The organism is Novosphingobium sp. ERN07 (genome assembly GCF_012641335.1).
In the GTDB taxonomy this organism is placed as follows: Bacteria; Pseudomonadota; Alphaproteobacteria; order Sphingomonadales; family Sphingomonadaceae; genus Novosphingobium.
This window is the reverse complement of record NZ_JABAID010000002.1, coordinates 23,082-43,479: the sequence shown is the minus strand read 5'-3', so window position 1 is coordinate 43,479 and position 20,398 is coordinate 23,082. Positions and strand designations below refer to the sequence as shown.

Annotated in this window: 20 protein-coding genes and 2 riboswitches; of the genes, 8 read left to right on the top strand and 12 right to left on the bottom strand. The window is 63.1% G+C overall.

Features of this window, described 5'->3' with window-relative positions:
• Positions 1-19: 19 nt before the first annotated feature.
• From HGI47_RS03440 to HGI47_RS03425, 4 genes are all read right to left on the bottom strand, one after another.
• Positions 20-1,270, bottom strand: a complete 1,251-nt coding sequence (locus HGI47_RS03440) for an MFS transporter (RefSeq protein WP_168851408.1) — start codon at positions 1,268-1,270, stop codon at positions 20-22.
• 117 nt (positions 1,271-1,387) lie between these two features.
• A complete protein-coding gene (locus HGI47_RS03435) occupies positions 1,388-1,933 on the bottom strand; it encodes a VOC family protein (protein ID WP_168851407.1) in 546 nt (181 codons plus the stop codon).
• A 57-nt stretch (positions 1,934-1,990) separates the two neighbouring features.
• Positions 1,991-3,004 (bottom strand): NAD(P)-dependent alcohol dehydrogenase, encoded by a 1,014-nt coding sequence (locus HGI47_RS03430; RefSeq protein WP_168851406.1) that lies wholly within the window; start codon positions 3,002-3,004, stop codon positions 1,991-1,993.
• An 86-nt stretch (positions 3,005-3,090) separates the two neighbouring features.
• Positions 3,091-3,891 carry a helix-turn-helix domain-containing protein gene (locus HGI47_RS03425; protein ID WP_168851405.1) on the bottom strand — a complete coding sequence of 267 codons (801 nt, stop codon included), beginning with the start codon at positions 3,889-3,891 and terminating at the stop codon, positions 3,091-3,093.
• A 129-nt stretch (positions 3,892-4,020) separates the two neighbouring features.
• Between HGI47_RS03425 and HGI47_RS03420 the strand changes: the two genes are divergently transcribed.
• From HGI47_RS03420 to HGI47_RS03400, 5 genes are read left to right on the top strand one after another with little or no spacing between them, the layout of a single operon-like run.
• Positions 4,021-5,253: a Tm-1-like ATP-binding domain-containing protein gene (locus HGI47_RS03420; RefSeq protein WP_168851404.1), complete on the top strand. Its 1,233-nt coding sequence runs from the start codon at positions 4,021-4,023 to the stop codon at positions 5,251-5,253.
• Between the two features lie 7 nt (positions 5,254-5,260).
• Entirely contained in the window at positions 5,261-5,707 is a 447-nt protein-coding gene (locus HGI47_RS03415; protein WP_168851403.1) for a biotin/lipoyl-containing protein, read from the top strand.
• Positions 5,708-5,710: 3 nt separating this feature from the next.
• Complete coding sequence (locus tag HGI47_RS03410) at positions 5,711-7,042, top strand: acetyl/propionyl/methylcrotonyl-CoA carboxylase subunit alpha (RefSeq protein ID WP_168851402.1); 1,332 nt, start codon at positions 5,711-5,713, stop codon at positions 7,040-7,042.
• The gene (locus tag HGI47_RS03405; protein ID WP_168851401.1) at positions 7,042-8,514 is read left to right on the top strand and encodes a biotin carboxyl carrier protein; all 1,473 of its coding nucleotides are present in this window, start codon (positions 7,042-7,044) and stop codon (positions 8,512-8,514) included. Before HGI47_RS03410 ends, HGI47_RS03405 begins: the two co-directional genes overlap by 1 nt.
• Positions 8,511-9,353: an HAD-IIA family hydrolase gene (locus HGI47_RS03400; protein ID WP_240949968.1), complete on the top strand. Its 843-nt coding sequence runs from the start codon at positions 8,511-8,513 to the stop codon at positions 9,351-9,353. Before HGI47_RS03405 ends, HGI47_RS03400 begins: the two co-directional genes overlap by 4 nt.
• A 66-nt stretch (positions 9,354-9,419) precedes the next feature.
• On the opposite strand, the gene HGI47_RS03395 is transcribed toward HGI47_RS03400, so the two are convergent.
• Positions 9,420-10,319, bottom strand: coding sequence for a DMT family transporter (locus tag HGI47_RS03395; protein ID WP_168851400.1), 900 nt, complete (start codon positions 10,317-10,319; stop codon positions 9,420-9,422).
• A gap of 292 nt (positions 10,320-10,611) precedes the next feature.
• Here HGI47_RS03395 and HGI47_RS03390 point away from each other — a divergent pair, with 292 nt between their 5' ends.
• Positions 10,612-12,159: a CpaF family protein gene (locus tag HGI47_RS03390; RefSeq protein ID WP_168851399.1), complete on the top strand. Its 1,548-nt coding sequence runs from the start codon at positions 10,612-10,614 to the stop codon at positions 12,157-12,159.
• Positions 12,160-12,306: 147 nt separating this feature from the next.
• On the opposite strand, the gene HGI47_RS03385 is transcribed toward HGI47_RS03390, so the two are convergent.
• The gene (locus HGI47_RS03385) at positions 12,307-12,525 is read right to left on the bottom strand and encodes a hypothetical protein (RefSeq protein WP_168851398.1); all 219 of its coding nucleotides are present in this window, start codon (positions 12,523-12,525) and stop codon (positions 12,307-12,309) included.
• 60 nt (positions 12,526-12,585) lie between these two features.
• Here HGI47_RS03385 and HGI47_RS03380 point away from each other — a divergent pair, with 60 nt between their 5' ends.
• A complete protein-coding gene (locus tag HGI47_RS03380; protein WP_240949967.1) occupies positions 12,586-13,482 on the top strand; it encodes a DMT family transporter in 897 nt (298 codons plus the stop codon).
• A 76-nt stretch (positions 13,483-13,558) separates the two neighbouring features.
• Complete coding sequence (locus HGI47_RS22870; RefSeq protein ID WP_255460619.1) at positions 13,559-13,690, top strand: hypothetical protein; 132 nt, start codon at positions 13,559-13,561, stop codon at positions 13,688-13,690.
• A 57-nt stretch (positions 13,691-13,747) separates the two neighbouring features.
• Here HGI47_RS22870 and gcvPB read toward each other — a convergent pair whose 3' ends face one another.
• The 6 genes from gcvPB to HGI47_RS03350 form a co-directional block, all read right to left on the bottom strand.
• The gene (gene gcvPB / locus HGI47_RS03375; protein ID WP_168851397.1) at positions 13,748-15,304 is read right to left on the bottom strand and encodes an aminomethyl-transferring glycine dehydrogenase subunit GcvPB; all 1,557 of its coding nucleotides are present in this window, start codon (positions 15,302-15,304) and stop codon (positions 13,748-13,750) included.
• The gene (gene gcvPA / locus HGI47_RS03370) at positions 15,301-16,659 is read right to left on the bottom strand and encodes an aminomethyl-transferring glycine dehydrogenase subunit GcvPA (RefSeq protein WP_168851396.1); all 1,359 of its coding nucleotides are present in this window, start codon (positions 16,657-16,659) and stop codon (positions 15,301-15,303) included. The genes gcvPB and gcvPA overlap by 4 nt, the downstream gene beginning before the upstream one ends.
• A gap of 4 nt (positions 16,660-16,663) precedes the next feature.
• Positions 16,664-17,035, bottom strand: a complete 372-nt coding sequence (gene gcvH / locus HGI47_RS03365; protein WP_168851395.1) for a glycine cleavage system protein GcvH — start codon at positions 17,033-17,035, stop codon at positions 16,664-16,666.
• Positions 17,035-18,195: a glycine cleavage system aminomethyltransferase GcvT gene (gcvT, locus tag HGI47_RS03360; RefSeq protein WP_370521618.1), complete on the bottom strand. Its 1,161-nt coding sequence runs from the start codon at positions 18,193-18,195 to the stop codon at positions 17,035-17,037. The genes gcvH and gcvT overlap by 1 nt, the downstream gene beginning before the upstream one ends.
• A 33-nt stretch (positions 18,196-18,228) precedes the next feature.
• Positions 18,229-18,354, bottom strand: a riboswitch (glycine riboswitch).
• Positions 18,355-18,455, bottom strand: a riboswitch (glycine riboswitch). It lies immediately after the preceding riboswitch.
• 53 nt (positions 18,456-18,508) lie between these two features.
• Positions 18,509-19,186: an NAD(P)H-binding protein gene (locus HGI47_RS03355; RefSeq protein WP_168851394.1), complete on the bottom strand. Its 678-nt coding sequence runs from the start codon at positions 19,184-19,186 to the stop codon at positions 18,509-18,511.
• Complete coding sequence (locus HGI47_RS03350) at positions 19,179-20,345, bottom strand: deoxyguanosinetriphosphate triphosphohydrolase (protein ID WP_168851393.1); 1,167 nt, start codon at positions 20,343-20,345, stop codon at positions 19,179-19,181. Before HGI47_RS03350 ends, HGI47_RS03355 begins: the two co-directional genes overlap by 8 nt.
• Positions 20,346-20,398 lie beyond the last annotated feature (53 nt).

The following is a 20,398-nucleotide window of genomic DNA, read 5'->3' as shown; positions in this document are numbered from 1 at the left end:
CTTCTCCCGAAGTTTTTTCTCAAGCAAATGCCGGAGCAGCACGCCGCGCTAAAACGCGCGGTGCGGATTCAATCAGTCCCAGCGTGCAGACCCCCGCCAGCACGGCGCAGACCAGCATCAGCCAGAGCGCGGCTGAAAGACCATAAAAATCTGCCAATGCCCCGGCGATGAACGGTGCCAGCACCCCACCCAGCACTTCGCCCGTGCCCATCACCACGCCGGTCAGCGTCGCGGTCAGGCGCGGATCGACCGATTCTGCCGGGATCGTTGCCATGAACATCGGGAACAGGCCATTCAGCCCCCACCCGAAGAAGAAGATGCCCGCCAGCACCAGCGTTGAGCCGTGGTAATACAGCCCTGCCAGCGGCAGGATCACGCCAAGGAACGAAAAGAAGATCATCACAGGCCGCCGCCCGATTGCGTCGGAGATGGCAGGCACCACAAAGCTGCCCAGCCCTGCCGAAATGCCCAGCGTGGCCATGAGCCAGCCCATCGTTTCAGGATCGAACCCGCGCACCTTGGTCAGGAACAGCGGCATGAACGCCCAGCAGACCACCAGATAAGACACGAGCAGGATCGAAATCAGCGCACACAAGATGACATTGCGGTGCGCAAACGCCTCACGCAGCGTCACTTTCGGCGCGGTTTCATCATGAACATCGGCAGGCGGCTCGCGCAGGGTGAACCAGATCAGCGCTGCCGTTACCAACCCCGGCAATGCCGCAAGGTAGAAACCCGTGCGCCAGCCCACGGCAACCGCCACCGGCACCAGCAGGATCGGCGCAAGCCCGGACCCCAGCAGGTTCGATCCCAAATTCTGCGCCACGCCCATCGCCAGCCCGCGCCGTTCCGGTGCCACTTCGGCCACGATCATCGAATGGCTGACCGGCATAACGCCGCCTTCCGCCGCGCCCATCAGCAGCCGCGCGCCCAGCAACATCAGGAACGATGACGCCGCGCCCGAAATGAATGAACACAGGCAGAAGGCCACCGTCGCCACCACGATCACCGGCTTGCGCGAGCCCAGCTTGTCCGAAATCCGCCCCACGGCCAGTCCCGAAAGCGCCCAGGTGAGCGACAGCGCAGAGCTGAACATGCCGACTTGCGTGTTGCTGAGTTGCAAATCCGGCTGCACGAACGGCATCAGGAAATTCAGCGCGTTGCGGTCAAAGAACAGGATGCCGAAATTCAGGCTGAGCAGCGCGGTTACCCAGATCTGGTATCCGCTCCCGCGCGCCGTTCCGGCTTTTGTGTCCGCACCTGCCAACATCACGTTCTCCCGATATCCTCGTCGCCGGTCACTGCCGGTCTTGCCCTCACTCTAGGTCGCCTTTGCTCTCCTCTCTTGCATTGGCGCGCATCCCGACCGGGACCAGCGCGCAACGGATCAGATGAAGGGCCGCACCGGATCGGCACCGTCCCAGCCCTGCGAAGCCCGCCACATCGCGGTGAAATGCGCGTCCATGCCCGGCGTTGCGGGGATCAGCTCCAGAAATCCGGGAGCCGCCGCGTCGCCGCCTTCGAGATAGGCCACGCTTCCTCCGGTCGGCACCGCCGCCTTGAAGACAAGCGCGTACCCCCGCGCCAGATAATCGGGCAGCGCCGCATCCACGTCCGCACAGGCAATCCCGAAGTGGTGAAAGCCATAGCCGCGTTGCTCAATCGTCTCGCGATAGACCGAAGGATTGCCATCCAACGGCTGGATCAGTTCGATCTGCATGTGCCCGACAAAGCCCATCGCAATCGTCACATCGGCAGTAGACGCCTCGCCACGATAGATCTGATCCGGTCCCAGAAAGTGATCGAGCAGGAAGAACGGCCCTGCGGCACAATCACGCTGGAAATGCGCAATCGAAGCGCGCATGTCCTCCACCACAAAGGCGGTCTGCATCACGCCACCAAAAGGCTGGCCGAAGCCCAGCAAGTTCGCCATTCCCATCCTCTCCTCGCGCCCCGCCTCTATCGTGCGGCAACGCAAAACCTTTGCATTCTAAAGCGTTATCGCCACCTTGCCGAACAGCCCGGCGGACGATTGGTAGGCATAGGCATCGCGCGCCGCCTCCATTGCAAAGCTGCGGTCGACCACCGGCTTGATGTCGTGAGCATCGATGAAGGCATTGAGCCGCTGCGCCATACCCTTGGACCCCACGAAGATGCCCCGGATAGATGCGCCTTTGAACATCAGCCCATGCGGATTGGTATCGCCCTCGCGCGTCAGCACGCCGATCAGCGCGATCTCGCCGGCAAAGCCGACAGCGGCAATTGATTGCTTGAGCGTTCCCGCCCCGCCAACCTCGACCACCTTGTCCACGCCGCCCCCTGCAAGGCGCGCTGCCTCGGCGCCCCATTCGGGCGTAGTGCGATAGTTGATCACATGATCCGCCCCCATCGCCTTCACGCGCTCCAGCTTTTCATCAGAAGATGACGTGGCGATCACCGTTGCGCCCGCCGCCTTGGCAATCTGCAGTGCGATCAGCGATACCCCCCCGGTGCCCAGCACCAGCACGGTGTCCCCGGCCTTCACCGGACGCGGCCCTTCCATCAGCGCGTTCCATGCCGTCACGCCTGCACAAGGCAGGCATGCCGCCTGCGCAAAGTCCAGCGTCTCGGCCAGCTTCACAACGCCGCGTTCGGGCAGAACCACCACGTCCTGCAACATGCCCGGCGCCGGCGGAGCCCCCAGCGCCACGCCCATGCCGGCGTTTGGCGGGCCGTCCATCCAGTCCTGAAAAAATGTCCCGGCCACCCGGTCGCCCACGGCAAGCGATGAAACGCCCTCACCCACCGCCACAACCTCACCGGCGCCGTCAGACAGCGGCACCGTGTCCTGCTGCACCACACCGCCCATGTAGAAACCCAGCGGGATGATCTGGTCGCGATAGTTCAGCGAACAGGCCCGCACCCGCACAGCCACTTCGCCAGCACCGGGACGCGGCTCTGCCGTCTCGACCAGCTTCAGGTCGTCAAGCGAGGTGGACCCTGCGGAAATCAGCCACTGGCGCATTATCGTTCTCTCCCTGTGGCGCTGAACATCACCCATTCAGCGCCAAGAGATAATCAGCAGGGCAAACAGTTTTCACCAGATGAAACTTAATTGGGGTTCTGTTCGAGCGCCGTCCCAATCGCGCGCGCGGTCGCCTTCAACGCCTCAAGGTGCCGCTGCACCACCGCCTCATCGGCCCCACGGCGCCCCGGCCATGTGACATTGATCGTGGCGATAGGCGATCCGCCGACGATGATCGGCACCGCCATAGACCGCCGCCCATCGCGCAGGATCATCTGCTTTGACCGGTCGGGCCACGGCAGCAGCGGATCGCGCGTGGCATAGCCGCGCTGGCGCACCGTCTGGAGCATCTGCCGCAATTCGGCCTCGCTCCCTTCGGCGGGATTGGCCGGACGCAGGCGATTGATGATCGAATCCCGCTCCGCATCCCCGCAAGCCGCCAGATAGGCGCGGCCTGTGGCCGTATGGATATAGGAAAGCTTCACGCCCACCGGACCCAAAATGGCCGAATCGAGCCGGAACAGCGGACTGTTCGTTTCCAGAATCTCCATATGGTCCAATCGCGGCGCAGCCAGCACCGATGGCCACGCCACCCGCGTGGAAAGCGCCTTCATGTGCGGCGAGGCGATTTCGGCAATGTGTGCAGCAGAAGTGACCGAGGCCCGCTCCACCCGGTCCACGTGCGGCAAATAGGCCCCATCGGCCAGCCTTTGCCACACCAGCCCCTTCTGCCCCAATGTCACCAGCATCCGCAGCAGCGTGGCCTTGGGCAGGCCTGTCGCCTGATGCAGTTCGTGCAGGCTTGCTGCCTTGCGCGTCTGCACTTCGATCAGCACATCCAGCCCACGCTCCAGCGCGCGCACGGTTTTCACCCGGCGTTCCAGCATCCCAAAAATCTCCCGGCTCTTGGCCCCGGCGAAATCCGTGTTTCACCTTGTGGAACGCAAAATCCCGAAACCCCCGTGCAAAGTCAACCGGACTATCGCACCAAAGGGGAACGGAGAGGATAACCACAAATGACCGAACCCAAAGAAGGCAGGCCAAGCGTCCTGTTCATCTGCACGCAGGATACCAAGGAAGAAGAGGCCCGCTTCACCCGCGCCGTGCTCGAATCGGCGGGCGTCGATGTGGTCCATCTCGATCCCAGCGTGCGCCGCACGCTCGGCAACGCGGAAATCTCGCCCGAAATGGTGGCCGAAGCTGGCGGCATGACCATCGAGCAGGTCCGCGCTCTCGGCCATGAAGGTAAGTGCCAGGAAGCAATGATTCGCGGAGCCATCGCCGCCGCCCACCAGTGGGACGACAAGGCCCCCGTTTCCGGCATTCTCGCAGTCGGCGGATCAATGGGTTCAGCCCTCGCAGGCGCGCTGATGCAGAGCTTTCCCTATGGCTTGCCCAAGCTGATCGTATCCACGATGGCATCGGGCTTCACCAAGCCGTACATGGGCATCAAGGACATCGCGATGATGAACGCGGTGACCGATATCTCCGGCATCAACACCATCAGCCGCGATGTTTTCCGCAACGCCGCCAATGCCGTGGCGGGCATGGCCAAGGGCTATGACCGCGATAAAGGCGCGGACAAGCCGCTGGTCCTGATTACCACGCTCGGCACCACCGAAGTCAGCGTCAAACGCATCCGTCAGGCGCTCGAAGCCGATGGTTGCGAGGTCATGGTTTTCCACTCCTCCGGTGCGGGCGGCCCCACGCTCGATGGCCTTGCGCAGGACAAGGACGTGGCGCTCGTGCTCGACCTGTCGCAGACCGAAATTCTCGATCACCTGGTCGGCGGGCTGGCAGATTCAGGCCCGGATCGCGGCAAGGCGGCGCTGGCCAAGGGCATCCCCACGATCATCGCGCCCGGCAATGCCGATTTCATCATCGGCGGCCCGCTCGATGCCGCAGAGGCGCAGTTCCCCGGTCGCCGCTATCACATGCACAACCCGCAGCTCACCGCCGTGCGCACCAATGTGGACGATCTGAAACGCCTCGCCGATCACCTCGCCGCCAATGTGCGCGAAGCGAAAGGCCCGGTCCGCGTATTCACCCCGCTCGGCGGTTTCTCAAGCCATGACAGCGCGCAAGGCCACTTGCAGGATCTTTCGGTCCCTGCCCCCTTCGCCGCCTATCTGGCGCAGGTCATGCCCGAAAACGTGCCCGTGACCGCCATCGATTCCCACTTCAACGATGAGGCTTTTTCCGACGCGGTGATCACCGCCGCGCGCGAAATGCTGGCCGCAAAGAACTGATCCGACCATGACCGATGACCTTCCCCTCACGCATGAAGACATCGCGGAAATCGCCGCGATTCTCGAACAATCGGGCTACCGGGAACTCGATCTGGCCACGCGCCGCTTCCGTCTGCGCGTGGCACAGGGCGAAGGGGCCGACGGTGGCATGACACAGGAATGGCAATGGGCAGGCGCTGCGGGAGAAGCCGCCGCCGAAGCTGCCACCATTCAGGCCGATCCCCAGGCGATCTGTTCGCCGCTGCCCGGCACGTTCTATCACGCGCCCCAGCCCGGCGCGCCACCCTTCGTAAAACCCGGCGATGCCGTTGGCCCCGAAACCGTGGTCGGCATCGTCGAAACGATGAAACTGATGAACCCGGTCCACGCAGGGCGCAGTGGCACTGTGGCTGAACTCCTCGTCCCCGATGGCACGCTCGTCGCCAAGGGCGCGGCGCTGATCAAGCTGACCTGACCCATGATCAAAAAACTGTTCATCGCCAATCGCGGAGAAATTGCTCTCCGCGTTATCCGAACCGCGCGCCGCATGGGGATCCAAACCGTGCTCGGCGCATCCGAGGCCGATGCCACCTCACTGCCTGCAAAGATGGCCGATCAAGTAGAAATGGTGGGCCCCGCGCCCTCATCGCAAAGCTATCTGTCGATTGATAAGGTGGTCGCCGCCGCCGTCCGTTCGGGTGCCGATGCAGTCCACCCCGGCTATGGCTTCCTTTCGGAAAACGCCACATTTGCCCGCGCCATCGCAGCCGCAGGCATCCGTTTCGTCGGCCCCGATATCGCCACGCTCGAAGGCATGGGCGATAAACTGGCCGCTCGCGCGCTGGCAGTTGAAGCGGGCCTTCCGGTCCTGCCCGGCGGAGAAGCGGCGACCCGCGCCGATGTTCACGCCCGCGCCGCGCAGACCGGCTACCCGCTGCTGCTAAAGGCCGTATCCGGCGGCGGCGGCAAGGGAATGCGCCGCGTGGACCGCGCCGAAGACCTCGATACCGCGCTCGATATGGCACAGGCAGAAGCGCAGGCCGCATTCGGCAACGCGGCAGTCTATGTCGAACGCTTCGTTGCGCGTGGGCGTCACGTCGAAGTGCAATTGCTGGGCGATGGCACCAGCGCCATCCACCTCGGCACCCGCGATTGCTCCATCCAGCGTCGCTTCCAGAAACTGGTCGAAGAAGCGCCCGCGCCCGCCATGCCATTGGCAGCGCGCGAAGGGATCGAACAGGCCGCCGTGCGTCTCGCTCGGCACCTCAATTATCGCGGCGCAGGAACGGCAGAATTTCTCGTCGATGCGACTGATTTCTCGTTCTATTTCCTCGAACTGAACGCGCGCATTCAGGTGGAGCATCCGGTTACCGAGGCAATCACCGGCGTCGATCTGGTCGAGCAGCAATTGCTCGTCGCGATGGGCAAGCAACTCACCCTGACGCAAGCCATGATCCGCCCCGTTGGCCACGCCATCGAAGTGCGCATCAACGCCGAAGACCCCGATGCCGATTTCCGCCCCTCACCCGGCCGCGCAACCCGCGCGGAATGGCCTGCGGGCAGCGGCGTGCGCGTCGATACGCACATCGGCCTCGGCGGCGAAGTACCACCGCACTACGATTCGCTCATGGGCAAGCTCATCGTCCACGGTGACACGCGCGAAGAGGCCGTCGAACGCCTCGGCAAGGCGCTGGAATCGCTGCACATCGAAGGCCTGCCGACCACTACCCCGCTCCATCGCCGCATCGTCGCAGACCCGCGCTTCATTGCGGGCGGCGTCGATACCGGCTTCCTTACGGGACTTGCCTGATGACCGAGATCCGTCTCGTTGACGTTACGATGCGCGATGGCAACCAGAGCCTGTGGGGCGCCACTGGCCTGAACACCGCGCACATGCTGCAAGCTGCCGCGCTTACCGAAGCTTGCGGTTTCCGTGCGATAGACTTCACCTCGTCCAGCCACATGGCCGTCGCCGTCCGCTATTTCCGCAACAACCCGTGGGAGCGCTTGCGCCGCATGGCCGCCGCCATGCCCACCACGCCGCTGCAATTTATCACCACCGGCCTGCGCTTCATCGCGTGGCAGCAGGCAGACCCCGAATTCATGCGCCTCGTCTACCGCGCGCTGCAAGTGAACGGCGTTGGCCGCTTCGTCCTGCTCGATCCGATGCACGAAGTGCCCGCCGTGATCGAAGCGGCCAAGCTGGTGAAGGAAGAGGGCGATGCCGAAGTCATGGCCGCGCTCACTTTCACCTTGTCGGAAATCCACACCGACCAGTTCTACGCCGATTTCGCCCACGCAGTGGGGCAAAGCCCGAATATCGACCTTTTCTATATCAAGGACCCGGCAGGCCTCCTTTCGGTGGACCGCGCCCGCACGCTGGTCCCTGCGGTAAAGGCCGCTATCGGCAACCGCCCACTGGAAATCCATGCCCACACCACGGTCGGTCTCGGCATGATGACCAGTCTGGAAGCCGCAAAGCTGGGCATTTCGGCCATCCACGTCGGCGTCGGCCCCGGCGGCGATGGCTCCTCGCTGCCCGAAGCGAACCGCATGGTCGCCAACCTTGAAGAAGCAGGCTTCGAAGTCGGCATAGACAAGGCCGCGCTGAAACGCCTCACAACGTATTGGCAACAGGTCGCGCTGGCAGAAGGCCTCCGGCCCGGCACCCCTCAGAACTTCGACGCCAGCTTCCTGCGCCACCAGATCGCAGGTGGCGTCATGACGACTATCGCGCGCCAGTTGGAAGAACTGGGCCTGTCCGACCGGATGGACGCGGTTATTGCCGAAACCGGGCAGGTTCGCGCCGATCTCGGCTTTCCCATCATGGTCACGCCGTTTCCGCAGATGGTCATGACGCAGGCGCTGTTCAACGTGATCGGAGACCGCCGCTATGCGCAGGTTTCCGATCAGGTGATCCGCTATTGCATGGGCAAGTTTGGCAAGCCGACATCGCCCGTCGATCCCAAGGTTCTGGCCACGATCATGGACCGCCCGCGTGCGCGGGAACTGGAAAATGAACCGATGTTTCCGGCACTTGCCGATCTGCAGCGCCAGTTCGGCACCGATCTGCCGGACGAGGAATTCCTGCTTCGCGCGGTCATGCCTGCCGAGCAGGTCGATGCCATGCTCGCTGCGGGGCGTTCGCGAGCAACCTATTCGCCCCACGCCGCGCCGATCCTGTCACTGCTGCGCCAACTCGCAGCAAGACCCCACGCGCGTGACATCGTGGTCGAACGCGACGGCTTCCGCCTCGCCCTTCATGCAGGAGCATCGCTTTGAAACTGAACGCGGAAATCGCCGCACGCCTGCGCGGCGCGGCGGGCTATATCTTCGATATGGACGGCACTATCGCATTGGGCGATGCCAAAAGCGGTGGCCACCGCGCCCTGCCCCATGCCATCGCCGTCCTGGAAGTGCTGAAGGCCAGCGGTACCCCCTATGTCGTCTTCACCAACGGCACGGCAAAGCCGCCCGCTGCCTATGCCAACTCCTTGCGAAACGCAGGTTTTCCGGTCGGGGACGCGCAGATGCTCACGCCCTCTTCCTCCGCCGCCGTGTGGCTGGGGCAAACCGGCACCGGCAAAGTCCGCGTCCTCGGCAACCCCGGCTGCGCCGCGCCGCTGATCAATGCCGGGCTGGAAGTGGTCGGCCCCGCCGAGGAAGCCGAGGGGGTCGAAGCGGTCTATACCGGATGGTTCCGCGAGTTTGATTTCAATAGCTTGGAGGCAGCCTGTCACTCGCTGTGGAACGGTGCGCGATTGGTCACCGCCAGCAACGTGCCCTTCTTCGCCACCGAAAATGGCCGCGCCATCGGGGCGAGTTTTCCCATCAACGCCATGCTCACCGCGATGACGCGCAAGCGCCCACGCATTCTTGGCAAGCCTTCAAAGGTCGCTTTCGACACCGCGATGAAGGTCATGGGCCTACCCCGCTCCGCCGCGAAGGATGTTGTGGTGGTGGGTGACGATCCCGCGCTTGAAATGCGCATGGCGAACGCTGTTGGAGCCACCTCGATCGGCCTTGCGACGGGCATCATGGGGAGTGACGTTTCCCTGCCCGAAAAAGACCGGCCCACGGTGCTGTTCAAGACCCTCGAACCGCTGCTTGATGTACTCTAGGTGCGCGTAGGTGCATCTAGGTGCACTTCAGGATTTCACCTGAATTTCATCGTATCCTTTTGAATATTATTCAGATTTTCCGCCTTTTACCGGACGTCCCGCGCGCCACAGATACAACCCTGCCCCCACGATGATCACCGCGCCGATGGCCGCCATCAGATCGGGATGTTCATCAAAGAAAATCCATCCAAAGCACCCCGCCAGCAAAAGCTGCACATAAGTCATCGGCGCAATCGCCGCAGCCCCCGCCCGCGTTGTGGCAAGATAGATGCAGGCGTGCGCCAAAGTGGCGCTTACTGCGATCACCGCCGATTTCAGCAGGACCGGCATCGGCAGATCGGGAACCGAGAACAGCGCCAAGCCACTGAAATGTCCGGCGCTTGCGAAGACGACCAGAAACGCCGCGCCAATCGCCGCAACATTGAATTGCATCGAAAGCGCGCTGCCCAGCCCGGCAACCTTGCGGTTCGCGATGATCAGCAAGGCCATCCCCGTCGCCGCGATCACCGGCAGCAGCGCCACGGGGCCAAGCAGGGCGAAGTTGGGACGCAGGATCAGCAGGACGCCGCCAAAGGCAACAACGCTGGCGATCAGCGTCTCTTTGCGCAGAGGCTCACCCAGTAGAAACGCTGCGAGGAGCGCCGTAATCATCGGACTTGTAAAGGAAATCGCGGTCGCTTCACTGATCGGCATCAGGTGGATCGCGGTGAAGCCGGTGACGGCAGACATGGCCACGCTGAACCCGCGCAGAATCTGCCAGCGCAGACGGGGAAAGGCAAAGCCGACGCGGCCTTCACGCACCAGCAGAACTACGCCAAGCCCAATTGCGCCAATGACATAGCGCAACGCGCCGATGGCCGTGCCGGGCCACTGACCTGCCATGCTTTTGACCATGACATCGCCCATCGACAGCAGCGCAAAGCCTGCAAGGGCGAAGATCAGACCGGACCTTTCGGAATGTGCCAAGTGAGATGAACCTGCATTCGTTTCAAACGGCGTGCTCAAAATATGCCGCCATGATCGCGCGCTACACCATGTGCAGGCGCAGCGAAATGACCCATGCGCAAAAGGTTGCCGCACCATCGCAATTGGCCCGGTGATGAGGATCAGTATGCTTTACAGGTGGTTGATCCTTATGCGGGTGAAAAGCTGCGTTAGGATTCCTTGAAGGTTTTCCGGTTACCTAAACGAGGTCAATGGCAGCTTTGGCCCCGGTTGAACCGGGCGGAACCTGCCTGAACTGGATTGGGGTCTGTTGATGAGCGCTTTCGGGCGAAAGACGGGGCTGGCGGGTGTGACGAGCGGTGGCGGACGGCCATCCTTCGGCGTGGCGCGGCCCATGAAGTCGGGCGAACAGGCCGCGACGCCCTCTGCCGCGCCGGTGCCGGTGCCCATGCCGATGGGCGGAGACCAGTTCCCGCCGCTGCCCGCAATGGACGCCGACGATTCGCCGGTCAATGGTGCCGCACTAAAGGCTGACGCCATGACGCGCCTGGCTGACCGGGCCAATGGCGTCAACGAAGGTAACTATCAGGCCGAGGGCTTCGAGGCATCGGTCCACAAGATCAAGGAACAGGTGCTGCCGCGCCTGCTGGAGCGCGTCGATCCCGAAGCTGCGGCAACGCTGACCAAGGACGAGCTTTCCGAAGAATTCCGCCCGATCATCCTTGAAGTGCTGGCCGAACTGAAGGTCACGCTGAACCGGCGCGAACAGTTCGCGCTGGAAAAGGTGCTGATAGACGAACTGCTGGGCTTCGGTCCGCTGGAAGAACTGCTGAACGATCCCGACATTTCGGACATCATGGTCAACGGGCCGGAGCAGACCTACATCGAAAAGAAGGGCCGGCTCGTGCTGGCCCCGATCCGCTTCCGCGACGAAAGCCACCTGTTCCAGATCGCGCAACGCATCGTGAACCAGGTCGGCCGCCGTGTTGATCAGACCACGCCGCTGGCCGACGCCCGCCTGAAGGATGGTAGCCGCGTCAACGTGATCGTGCCGCCGCTTTCGCTGCGCGGCACCGCGATTTCCATTCGTAAGTTTTCCGAAAAGCCGATCACGATCGACATGCTGCGCGATTTCGGATCGATGAGTGACAAGATGGCAACCGCGCTGAAAATCGCCGGCGCCTGCCGCATGAACATCGTGATTTCGGGCGGCACGGGTTCGGGCAAGACGACCATGCTCAACGCGCTGTCGAAGATGATCGATCCGGGCGAGCGCGTGCTGACCATCGAAGACGCCGCCGAACTTCGACTGCAGCAGCCGCACTGGCTGCCGCTGGAAACGCGCCCCCCGAACCTTGAAGGCCAGGGCGCGATCACCATTGGTGACCTTGTGAAGAACGCCCTGCGTATGCGCCCCGACCGGATCATCCTGGGCGAAATTCGTGGCGCGGAATGTTTCGACCTTCTTGCCGCGATGAACACCGGCCACGATGGTTCGATGTGTACGCTTCACGCCAACTCCCCGCGCGAATGCCTTGGCCGTATGGAAAACATGATCCTGATGGGCGACATCAAGATCCCCAAAGAAGCCATCAGCCGTCAGATCGCGGAATCGGTAGACATCATCGTTCAGGTAAAGCGCCTGCGCGACGGTTCGCGCCGCACGACCAACATCACCGAAGTGATCGGGATGGAAGGCGACGTGATTGTGACCCAGGAACTGTTCAAGTTCGAGTATCTGGACGAAACCGAGGACGGCAAGATCATCGGTGAGTTCCGCCCCTCCGGCCTGCGGCCCTATACGCTGGAAAAGGCGCGACAGTTCGGGTTCGATCAGGCCTATCTTGAGGCTTGCCTCTGAGCATTGTTCCTTTCCATTTATACGCAGGACAAATGGGGAGATGTCGTCGGCGTAGTCGATGACGGAGGGGGCTTTCTTTCCCCTCCACCACCCGCTGCGCGGGCGGTCCCCCTCCCCGCCTGTGCTTCGCAAAGGCAGGGAGGATTTTCATGCCGCGAACCATTCCCTTGCTGCCAATCCAAAAAGGACGCAGGCCGTAAGGAACGTGGTCAGATAGATCACGGTCCACGGCATGAAGCCGACCGCATCGAGATTGGCGCGGCGGAAGCGACGGCGTTCGGCCAGAACGGACGTTATCGCTACGGTTAGCGCGACTACGCCTGCCGCGACGTGAAATTGCCAGAGATGGGGGAACCAGTCTTCCATTGTCCGCCAGATGGGCAACGAAGGGGTTGATCGCAAGGGGCTTTGGCCTAAGGCCTTCGCATGAACACGCATGATCGTCCAATGCTGGCGCTGGCGCTGCGCCTTCTTGCCACGGTGTTGTTCTCGATCATGCTGCTTCTGGTCAAATTGACCGGGGAACGAGGCATCGCTCTTCCCGAAACGCTGTTCTGGCGGCAGGCATTGCCCGCGCTGGCCATCTTCGGGTGGCTGGTTTCACGGGGCGAACTTCACCGGCTGCGCACGAAGCGACCGTGGATTCACGCGCGGCGCGCGCTGATCGGCGGGACCGGCATGTTCCTGACGCTGGGGGTGGTGCGGATTCTGCCGCTGGCCGAAGCGACCGTGCTGGGGTTCACCGCGCCGATGTTCGCCGTGATCCTTTCGGCCCTGATGCTGAAGGAAAAGGTCGGGCCGTGGCGCTGGACGGCGGTTGTGATGGGGCTGTTGGGCGTGTTGATCATCGCCGGGCCGGATACCGGGAATCTTCCGCTGTTTGGCGTGGCGGTGGGCATAGGCGCGGCGTTCATGGTGGCGCTGGTGACGGTGCAGGTGCGCGACCTTGGCCGCACCGAAGAACCACTGACGGTGGTGTTCTATTTCTCGGCTTTCAGCGCGCCGGTGCTGGGGCTGTTCCTGTTTCAGACGGGCGCGAGCCATGACGTTATCGGGTGGCTGATGCTGGGCGGGATAGGCCTGACCGGGCTGTTTGCGCAGATCGCGATGACAGCATCGTTGCGCTATGGTTCGGTCGCCAGCGTGATCGTGGTGGATTACATCCAACTGGCTTGGGCGACATTCTGGGGCTGGCTGGTGTTCAGCCACCTTCCACCGGCGAGCACATGGATCGGTGCGCCGGTGATCATCGGCGCAAGCCTGCTGATCGCATGGCGCGAACATGTGTTGGGAAAACGGCGGGCCGCAGCGGAACCGGTCTGACGGTTCGGCGTTCTACCATCCAGATCGGGCATGTGGCGGATAGGCTCCGCCCGCCCAAGTTGGAAAGGTGAAAGCCATGATCCGCAAGTTCGTTTTTGCCACGATGATGGGTGGGCTGCTGCTGGGCGCGACCGCCTGCAACACCGTACGCGGTGCGGGCGACGACCTGAAGTCTGCCGCCAATACGACCGAGGAAGCGATCAACTGATTGCTGTTTCCTGACGGGAATGGGCCGCTCCGCGCATGCGGGGCGGCCCTTTTCGTATCAGTCTTCTTTCCACACCAGCTTGGGTTTGCGCGCGGCCAGAGTTTCGTCAAGGCGGCGGCGGGGCGCGAAGTGAGGGGCAGACTTGAGCAGTTCGTCCCCTGCCCGAGCGCGTTCGGCCAATGAGCGCATCGCGCCAACGAACTGGTCGATGCCGGCCTTGCTCTCCGTCTCGGTCGGCTCCACCAGCATCGCACCGTGGACAACGAGCGGGAAATAGACCGTCATCGGGTGATAGCCTTCGTCGATCAGGCCTTTGGCGAGATCGTTGGTCGAAAAGCCTTCGGCAAAGCCATCGTCCGAGAACAGCGCTTCGTGCATGCAAGGGCCTGACGCGCCGAACGGGGCATCGAGAACGTCATCAAGGCTGCGCAGGACGTAGTTGGCGTTGAGCACCGCATCGCCCGAAACCTGCCGCAACCCATCAGCGCCGTGGCTGAGGATGTAGGCGAGCGCGCGCGTATACATGCCCATCTGGCCGTGGAAGGCGCACATGCGGCCAAAGGTCTGCGGTTGTTCCTCGTGCGCCTGCTCTTCTTCGATCAGCAGGACCGAGCCGTCCTTCTGCCGTGCGGTGAACGGCAGCGGGCCGAAGGGGCTGAGCGCTTCGGACAGGACGACGGGGCCGGAACCGGGGCCGCCGCCGCCGTGGGGCGTGGAGAAGGTCTTGTGCAGATTGATATGCATGGCATCGACGCCAAGGTCACCCGGACGCACGCGCCCGACGATGGCGTTGAAGTTCGCGCCATCGCAATAGACGTATCCGCCCGCCGCGTGGACGGCATCGGCAATGATCTTCAGATCGCGTTCGAACAGCCCGCAAGTGTTGGGATTGGTGATCATCACGCCCGCAACATCAGGGCCAAGGCGCGCGATGAGAGCGGCGGTATCGACGCGGCCATCGGGCGTGGCGGGGATGTTTTCAACCTTGAACCCGGCGAAAGCGGCGGTGGCGGGATTGGTGCCGTGCGCGCTTTCGGGAACGAGGATCACGGTGCGCGGATCGCCCTTGGCCTCAAGCGCGGCGCGGATGCAGAGCAGGCCGCAGAGTTCGCCGTGCGCACCGGCCTTTGGCGTCATCGCGACGCCGTGCATCCCGGTGAGTTCGATCAGCCAGAACGCCAGTTCGTTGATCACCGAAAGCGCGCCCTGCACCGTGTGAACGGGCTGGAGCGGGTGGACATCGGCAAAACCGGGCATCCGCGCGACCTTTTCGTCAAGGCGCGGGTTGTGCTTCATGGTGCAGGAGCCGAGCGGGAACAGGCCGAGGTCGATGGCGTAGTTCTGGCGCGACAGGCGGGTGTAGTGGCGCACGGTTTCCGGTTCGGACAGGCCGGGCAGGTTCGGGCGTTCGGTGCGGGCCATCGGGCCAAGGGCTGAGAGATCGATGCTGCCGGTTTCCGGGAAATCGACGCCCGACCGGTCGGCATTGCCGAGTTCGAACAGCAGTGCTTCTTCAAGCTGCAACCCGCGATTGCCGGTGAAGGTCTGAACAGGCGCGCCTGGGACGTTTTCGCCCATTGAGGGGCGCCATCCGGTGGGATTGATCGCGTTCATGCCAGCACCTCCTTGAGCGCGGCGGCCAGCGTCGCAATGTCTTCGTCCGTCGTGCATTCTGTCGCAGCGACGACCATGCCGTTCGCCAGTGCAGATTCCTGCGGGTAGAGGCGGCCTAGCGAGACGCCGCCAAGCACTTGCCTGTCGGCCAGAGCGCGGACGACCTGTCGGGCATCGGTTGGCAGGGTGATTGCGAATTCGTTGAAGTAGTGTGTGTTGACCACGGTGACGCCGGGGATTTGCGTTAGGGCAGCAGCGGTCTTCCGCGCGGCGGCGTGGCTGAGCTTGGCCATGTCGGACAGGCCCGATCCGCCGAGCAGCGTCATGTGGATCGAGAACGCCAGCGCGCAGAGGCCGGAGTTGGTGCAGATGTTGCTCGTGGCTTTCTCACGCCGGATGTGCTGTTCGCGCGTGGAGAGCGTGAGCACGAAGCCGCGCTTGCCATCGGCGTCCACCGTTTCGCCGCAGAGGCGACCGGGGATCTGGCGCAGATACTTTTCGCGGCAACCGAAAAGACCAAGGTATGGTCCGCCGAACTGGAGGCCGACGCCGATGGACTGGCCCTCACCCACCACGATATCCGCACCGAGGCTGCCGGGGCTTTGCAACACGCCCAGCGCGACGGGTTCGGTGACGACGGCGATCAGCAGAGCGCCTTTTGCCTGAGTTGCTTCGGCAATTGCGGCGAGATCGGGAATGCGGCCAAGGATGTCCGGGTATTGGACAACGACGCAGGAGGTTTCGCCATCGATGCGGGCGATCAACGCCGCGTCATCGGGGGCGGCGGCGAGTTCGGGCGCGATCGTATCGAGCACGTCGCCGGTGAACTTGGCCATCGTGCGCGCGGTTTCCACGTAGTGCGGGTGAAGGCCACCCGAAAGCACGGCCTTGCCACGCTTGGTGATGCGGCCCGCCATCGCAATGGCTTCCCAGCACGCAGTCGAGCCATCGTAGAGCGAGGCGTTGGCGACGTCTGTGCCGAAGAGGCGCGCGACCTGCGTCTGGAATTCGAACAGCACCTGCAGCGTGCCCTGCGCGATTTCGGGCTGGTAGGGGGTGTAAGCCGTCAGGAATTCGCCACGCTGGATCAGGTGATCGACGCTGGCGGGAACGTGGTGGCGATAGGCACCTGCGCCTAGGAAGAACGGCACCGATCCTGCAGTAACGTTGTTGGCGGACAGGCGGGCCATGTGGCGTTCGACCGCCATTTCGCTGGCGTGATTGGGCAGGCCAGCAATGGGGGCGGACAGGCGGGCTTCGGCGGGAACATCAGCGAACAGATCGTCGATCGAACCCGCGCCGATGACCGAGAGCATGGCGCTCCGGTCAGCGTCGGTCAGGGGAAGATAGCGCATGGGATCAAAGCTCCGCGACGAAGGCCTGATAAGCGGCCTCGTCCATCAGGCCATCGAGTTCGGCGGTGTCGGACAGGGTCATCTTCCACAGCCAGCCTTCGCCTTCGGGATCGGAGTTGACCAGTTCGGGCTGGTCTTCGAGCGCGGCATTGGCGACGGTCACCTTGCCCGAAACGGGGGCGTAGACATCGGACGCCGCCTTGACGCTATCGACCACCGAAGCGCTGTCACCCTTGGAGACTTCACTGCCTTCGCCGGGCAGTTCAACAAAAGTGATGTCGCCCAACTGGCTCTGTGCGTAGTCGGAAATGCCAACGGTGGCTTCGCTGCCTTCGACCGCAATCCATTCGTGGTCCTTGGTGAAATAGCGGGTCATCAGGCGGCTCCTTTGCGGTGATAGCGATGGGGAACGAAAGGCATGGGCACGACGCTGGCGGCAAGCTTGCGGCCGCGCACGTCGATGGTGAGTGGAGTGCCCGGGCCAGCGAGCGCGACGGGGACGTAGGCCATCGCGATGGGGCGTTCGAGGCTGGGCGAGAAGCCGCCGGACGTGACGGTGCCGACTTCGGTATCACGCGAAAGCACCTTTGCCCCTTCGCGCGCGGCCATGCGGCCTTCGATGGCGAGGCCGACGCGGCGCGTTGCGGCACCGTTGGCAATCAGCTGCTTGATCACGTCCGCACCGGGGAAACCGCCTTCGCTGCGGCGGCGCTTGTTGATGCCGAACAGCAGATCGGCGCTGACCGGATCAACGGTGTCGGTCATGTCATGGCCGTAGAGCGGAAGACCCGCTTCAAGGCGCAGACTGTCACGCGCGCCGAGGCCGATGGGCTTTACCTGCGGCTGCGCGCAGATCAGATCGGCCAGTTCGGCGGCGTTTTCTGCGGGCACGGAGATTTCGAAGCCGTCTTCTCCGGTATAGCCGGAACGGCTGATCCAAGCGTCAATGTCGCCAAGCTTGAACGCCGCGCCGCGCATGAACGTAAGCGCGGAAAGGGGCTGTTCGCCGGTCACCAACGGTTCGAGCGCTTCGCACGCCTTGGGGCCTTGCAGCGCGAAAAGCGCGCTGTCTTCAAGATGGTTTAGCGTGATCGCATCGGGCAGACGTTCGCGCAGGGTGGCGATATCGTCCCATTTGGTCGCGCCGTTGATGACGAGGTAGAAGCCGGTGCTCCAGCGCGTGACCATCAGGTCATCGAGGATGCCGCCATCTTCGTTCAGCAGCAGCGAATAGCGTGGGCCGCCAAGTGTAAGCGTGGACAGGTCGATGGGCAGCGCGGCTTCGAGTGCGGCCTCTGCGCCTTCACCCGATACGTAAAGCTGGCCCATGTGGGAAACGTCGAAGAACCCGGCAGATTCGCGGGTCCAGAGGTGTTCCGCAATGATGCCTTCGAACTGCACCGGCATCCAGTATCCGGCGAAATCGACCATGCGGCCACCGCGTGCGCGGTGCCATTGGTCGAGCGGCAAGGTCAGCGGACCGGCAGGTGCCGTATCCACTTCTTCACAACCGTGAATTTCGTATGTGTCGCTCACAAATATCGTTCCCGTACAGTTCAGACGCCATTCGGCGCCCCCTCTGTCACGGAAACCTGAGAGCTTTCCCCCGCCCGCCTCTCCAGACGGGTTTGGTTGGGGTTACCCCTTCGGCGGCCCTTCCCTTTAGGGGAAGCGACTCTTTCCAGAGTGTCGCTATCGACCAACGCGGTCCATTTGCCTGAGAGATTCCGGGGCGGTTGCTCCTTCGGCGTCTCTCGATCCTGAACGAATCGAGAGAACTCTCCCGCGCGATCAGCGACGGTTCTTCATCGCTGCACTGCAGCGTGAAGTCAACACGAGTGGCCAGTCCTTATCGACGGTGCAGAATGCGGCGAAATTCGTCGTGATGATGGATGAAACGGCCACGCTGCTTTGCGCCCGCCAGCGACAGGATCACACGGGCTATATCCTTGTCACGGGCCGAACGATAACGCCGCAATTTGCCCAGCATCAGCAGATCAACGAGCGGGCTGAGGATCATGCCGAGCCGTTCGGCAGGACGCGCCGGGCCTTCGCGGTGGCCGCGCAACAGACCGGGGCGCAGCAGATCGAGTCGTTCGAAGTGCAGCTTGGCCAGCTTGTCCTCAACCTCTCCCTTGACTGAGAGATAGAAGTTTTTGGCGGCAAATTCTGCCCCAACGGAGGAGACGACGATAAGTTGGCGCGCGCCAGCAGCTTTGGCAGCGGCAGCGCATTCCAGCACCAGATCATGATCGACGGCGCGGAATGCGGCCTTGTCACCTCCGACAGCCTTGATCGTGGTGCCAAGGGCGATGATGACCGTGTGCGGGCGTCCGGCGGCAATGGCATCTGGCCAGTGTTCGGTATCGGACAGCAGCATTTCCATGCGCGCGCCTTTGGGCAGCGGCACTTCGCGGCGGGCGACGGCGACGAGGTGAATGTCCGGGCAGTTCACGGCCTCAGCCATCACAGCCCGGCCGATCAAGCCGGTGGCACCGACAAGGACGATGCGGGTGGGGTCAGACATTTCGCAGGCCTTCAGGGGTTTGGCCGAACAGTTTGGCGTAGGCATCGATGGCGTAACGGTCGGTCATGCCGGAGATGAAATCGGCTATGTGGCGGGTGCGCAAAGGCTCGGCTTCGGGAAGCGTCAAGCGCCACGATTCCGGCATTTCCGCAGGGTTTTGTGCATAGGCGGCAAAGAGCGCGGCGATCACTTCACGCGCGCGATCTGCGGTCTGGCGCTGCTCTTCATGCAGATAAAGCCGCTGATACATGAACTGTTTGAGCGCGCGCTCTTCCTCAGCCATCGCGGTGGAGAACGTGGCAAGCGGACGCCCTGCGGCGCGCACATCGTCTGCACTGATCACGCCCGTTGCGGCAATATTTGCCTCAGCCGTGGCGATAACATCGTTGACCATGCGCCCGATCTGGCCGCGCACCAGTTCTCGTAACAGGCGCTCCTGCGGCGCGCCCGGGAAGCGGCGTTCGATGGCGCGCCACTGGTCGGCCACGCTCGGCAGTTCGAGCAATTGATCAAGACAGAGAAACCCTGCGCGCAGGCCATCGTCGATGTCGTGGTTATCGTAGGCGATATCGTCGGAAATCGCAGCGACTTGCGCTTCGAGCGAAGCAAAAGTGCCGAGATCAAGCGGAAATGCGGCGTTCAACTCCTCAAGCGCCCATGTGGGTTTGAGGATCGGGCCATTGTGCTTGGCAAGACCTTCAAGCGCTTCCCACGACAGGTTCAGGCCTTCGTGCCCGCAATAGGGGCTTTCAAGGCGCATCAACACGCGCAGGGTATTGGCATTGTGGTCAAAGCCCCCTGCCCCAGCCATCGCCTCTTCCAGCGCGTCTTCCCCGGCGTGGCCGAACGGGGGATGGCCGATATCGTGGGCAAGGCACAAAGCTTCGGTCAGATCCTCGTTCAGCCCCAGCGCGCGGGCGATGACCCGCCCGATCTGTGCGACTTCGAGGCTGTGGGTCAGGCGGACGCGATAGTGATCGCCATCGGGCGCAATGAAGACCTGCGTCTTGTGGCGCAACCGGCGGAAAGCGATGGAGTGAATGATACGGTCCCGGTCGCGCTGAAATGCGCTGCGCGGGCCGCGTGAGGCCTTGTCGTCAAGGCCAAATTCGCGTCCGCGCGTTTGCGCCGGGTTGCTGGCGTAGGGGGCCAAAGTCACGCCCCTTTACCGTCATGCTGAACTTGTTTCAGCATCCATTTTTGACCAAACAT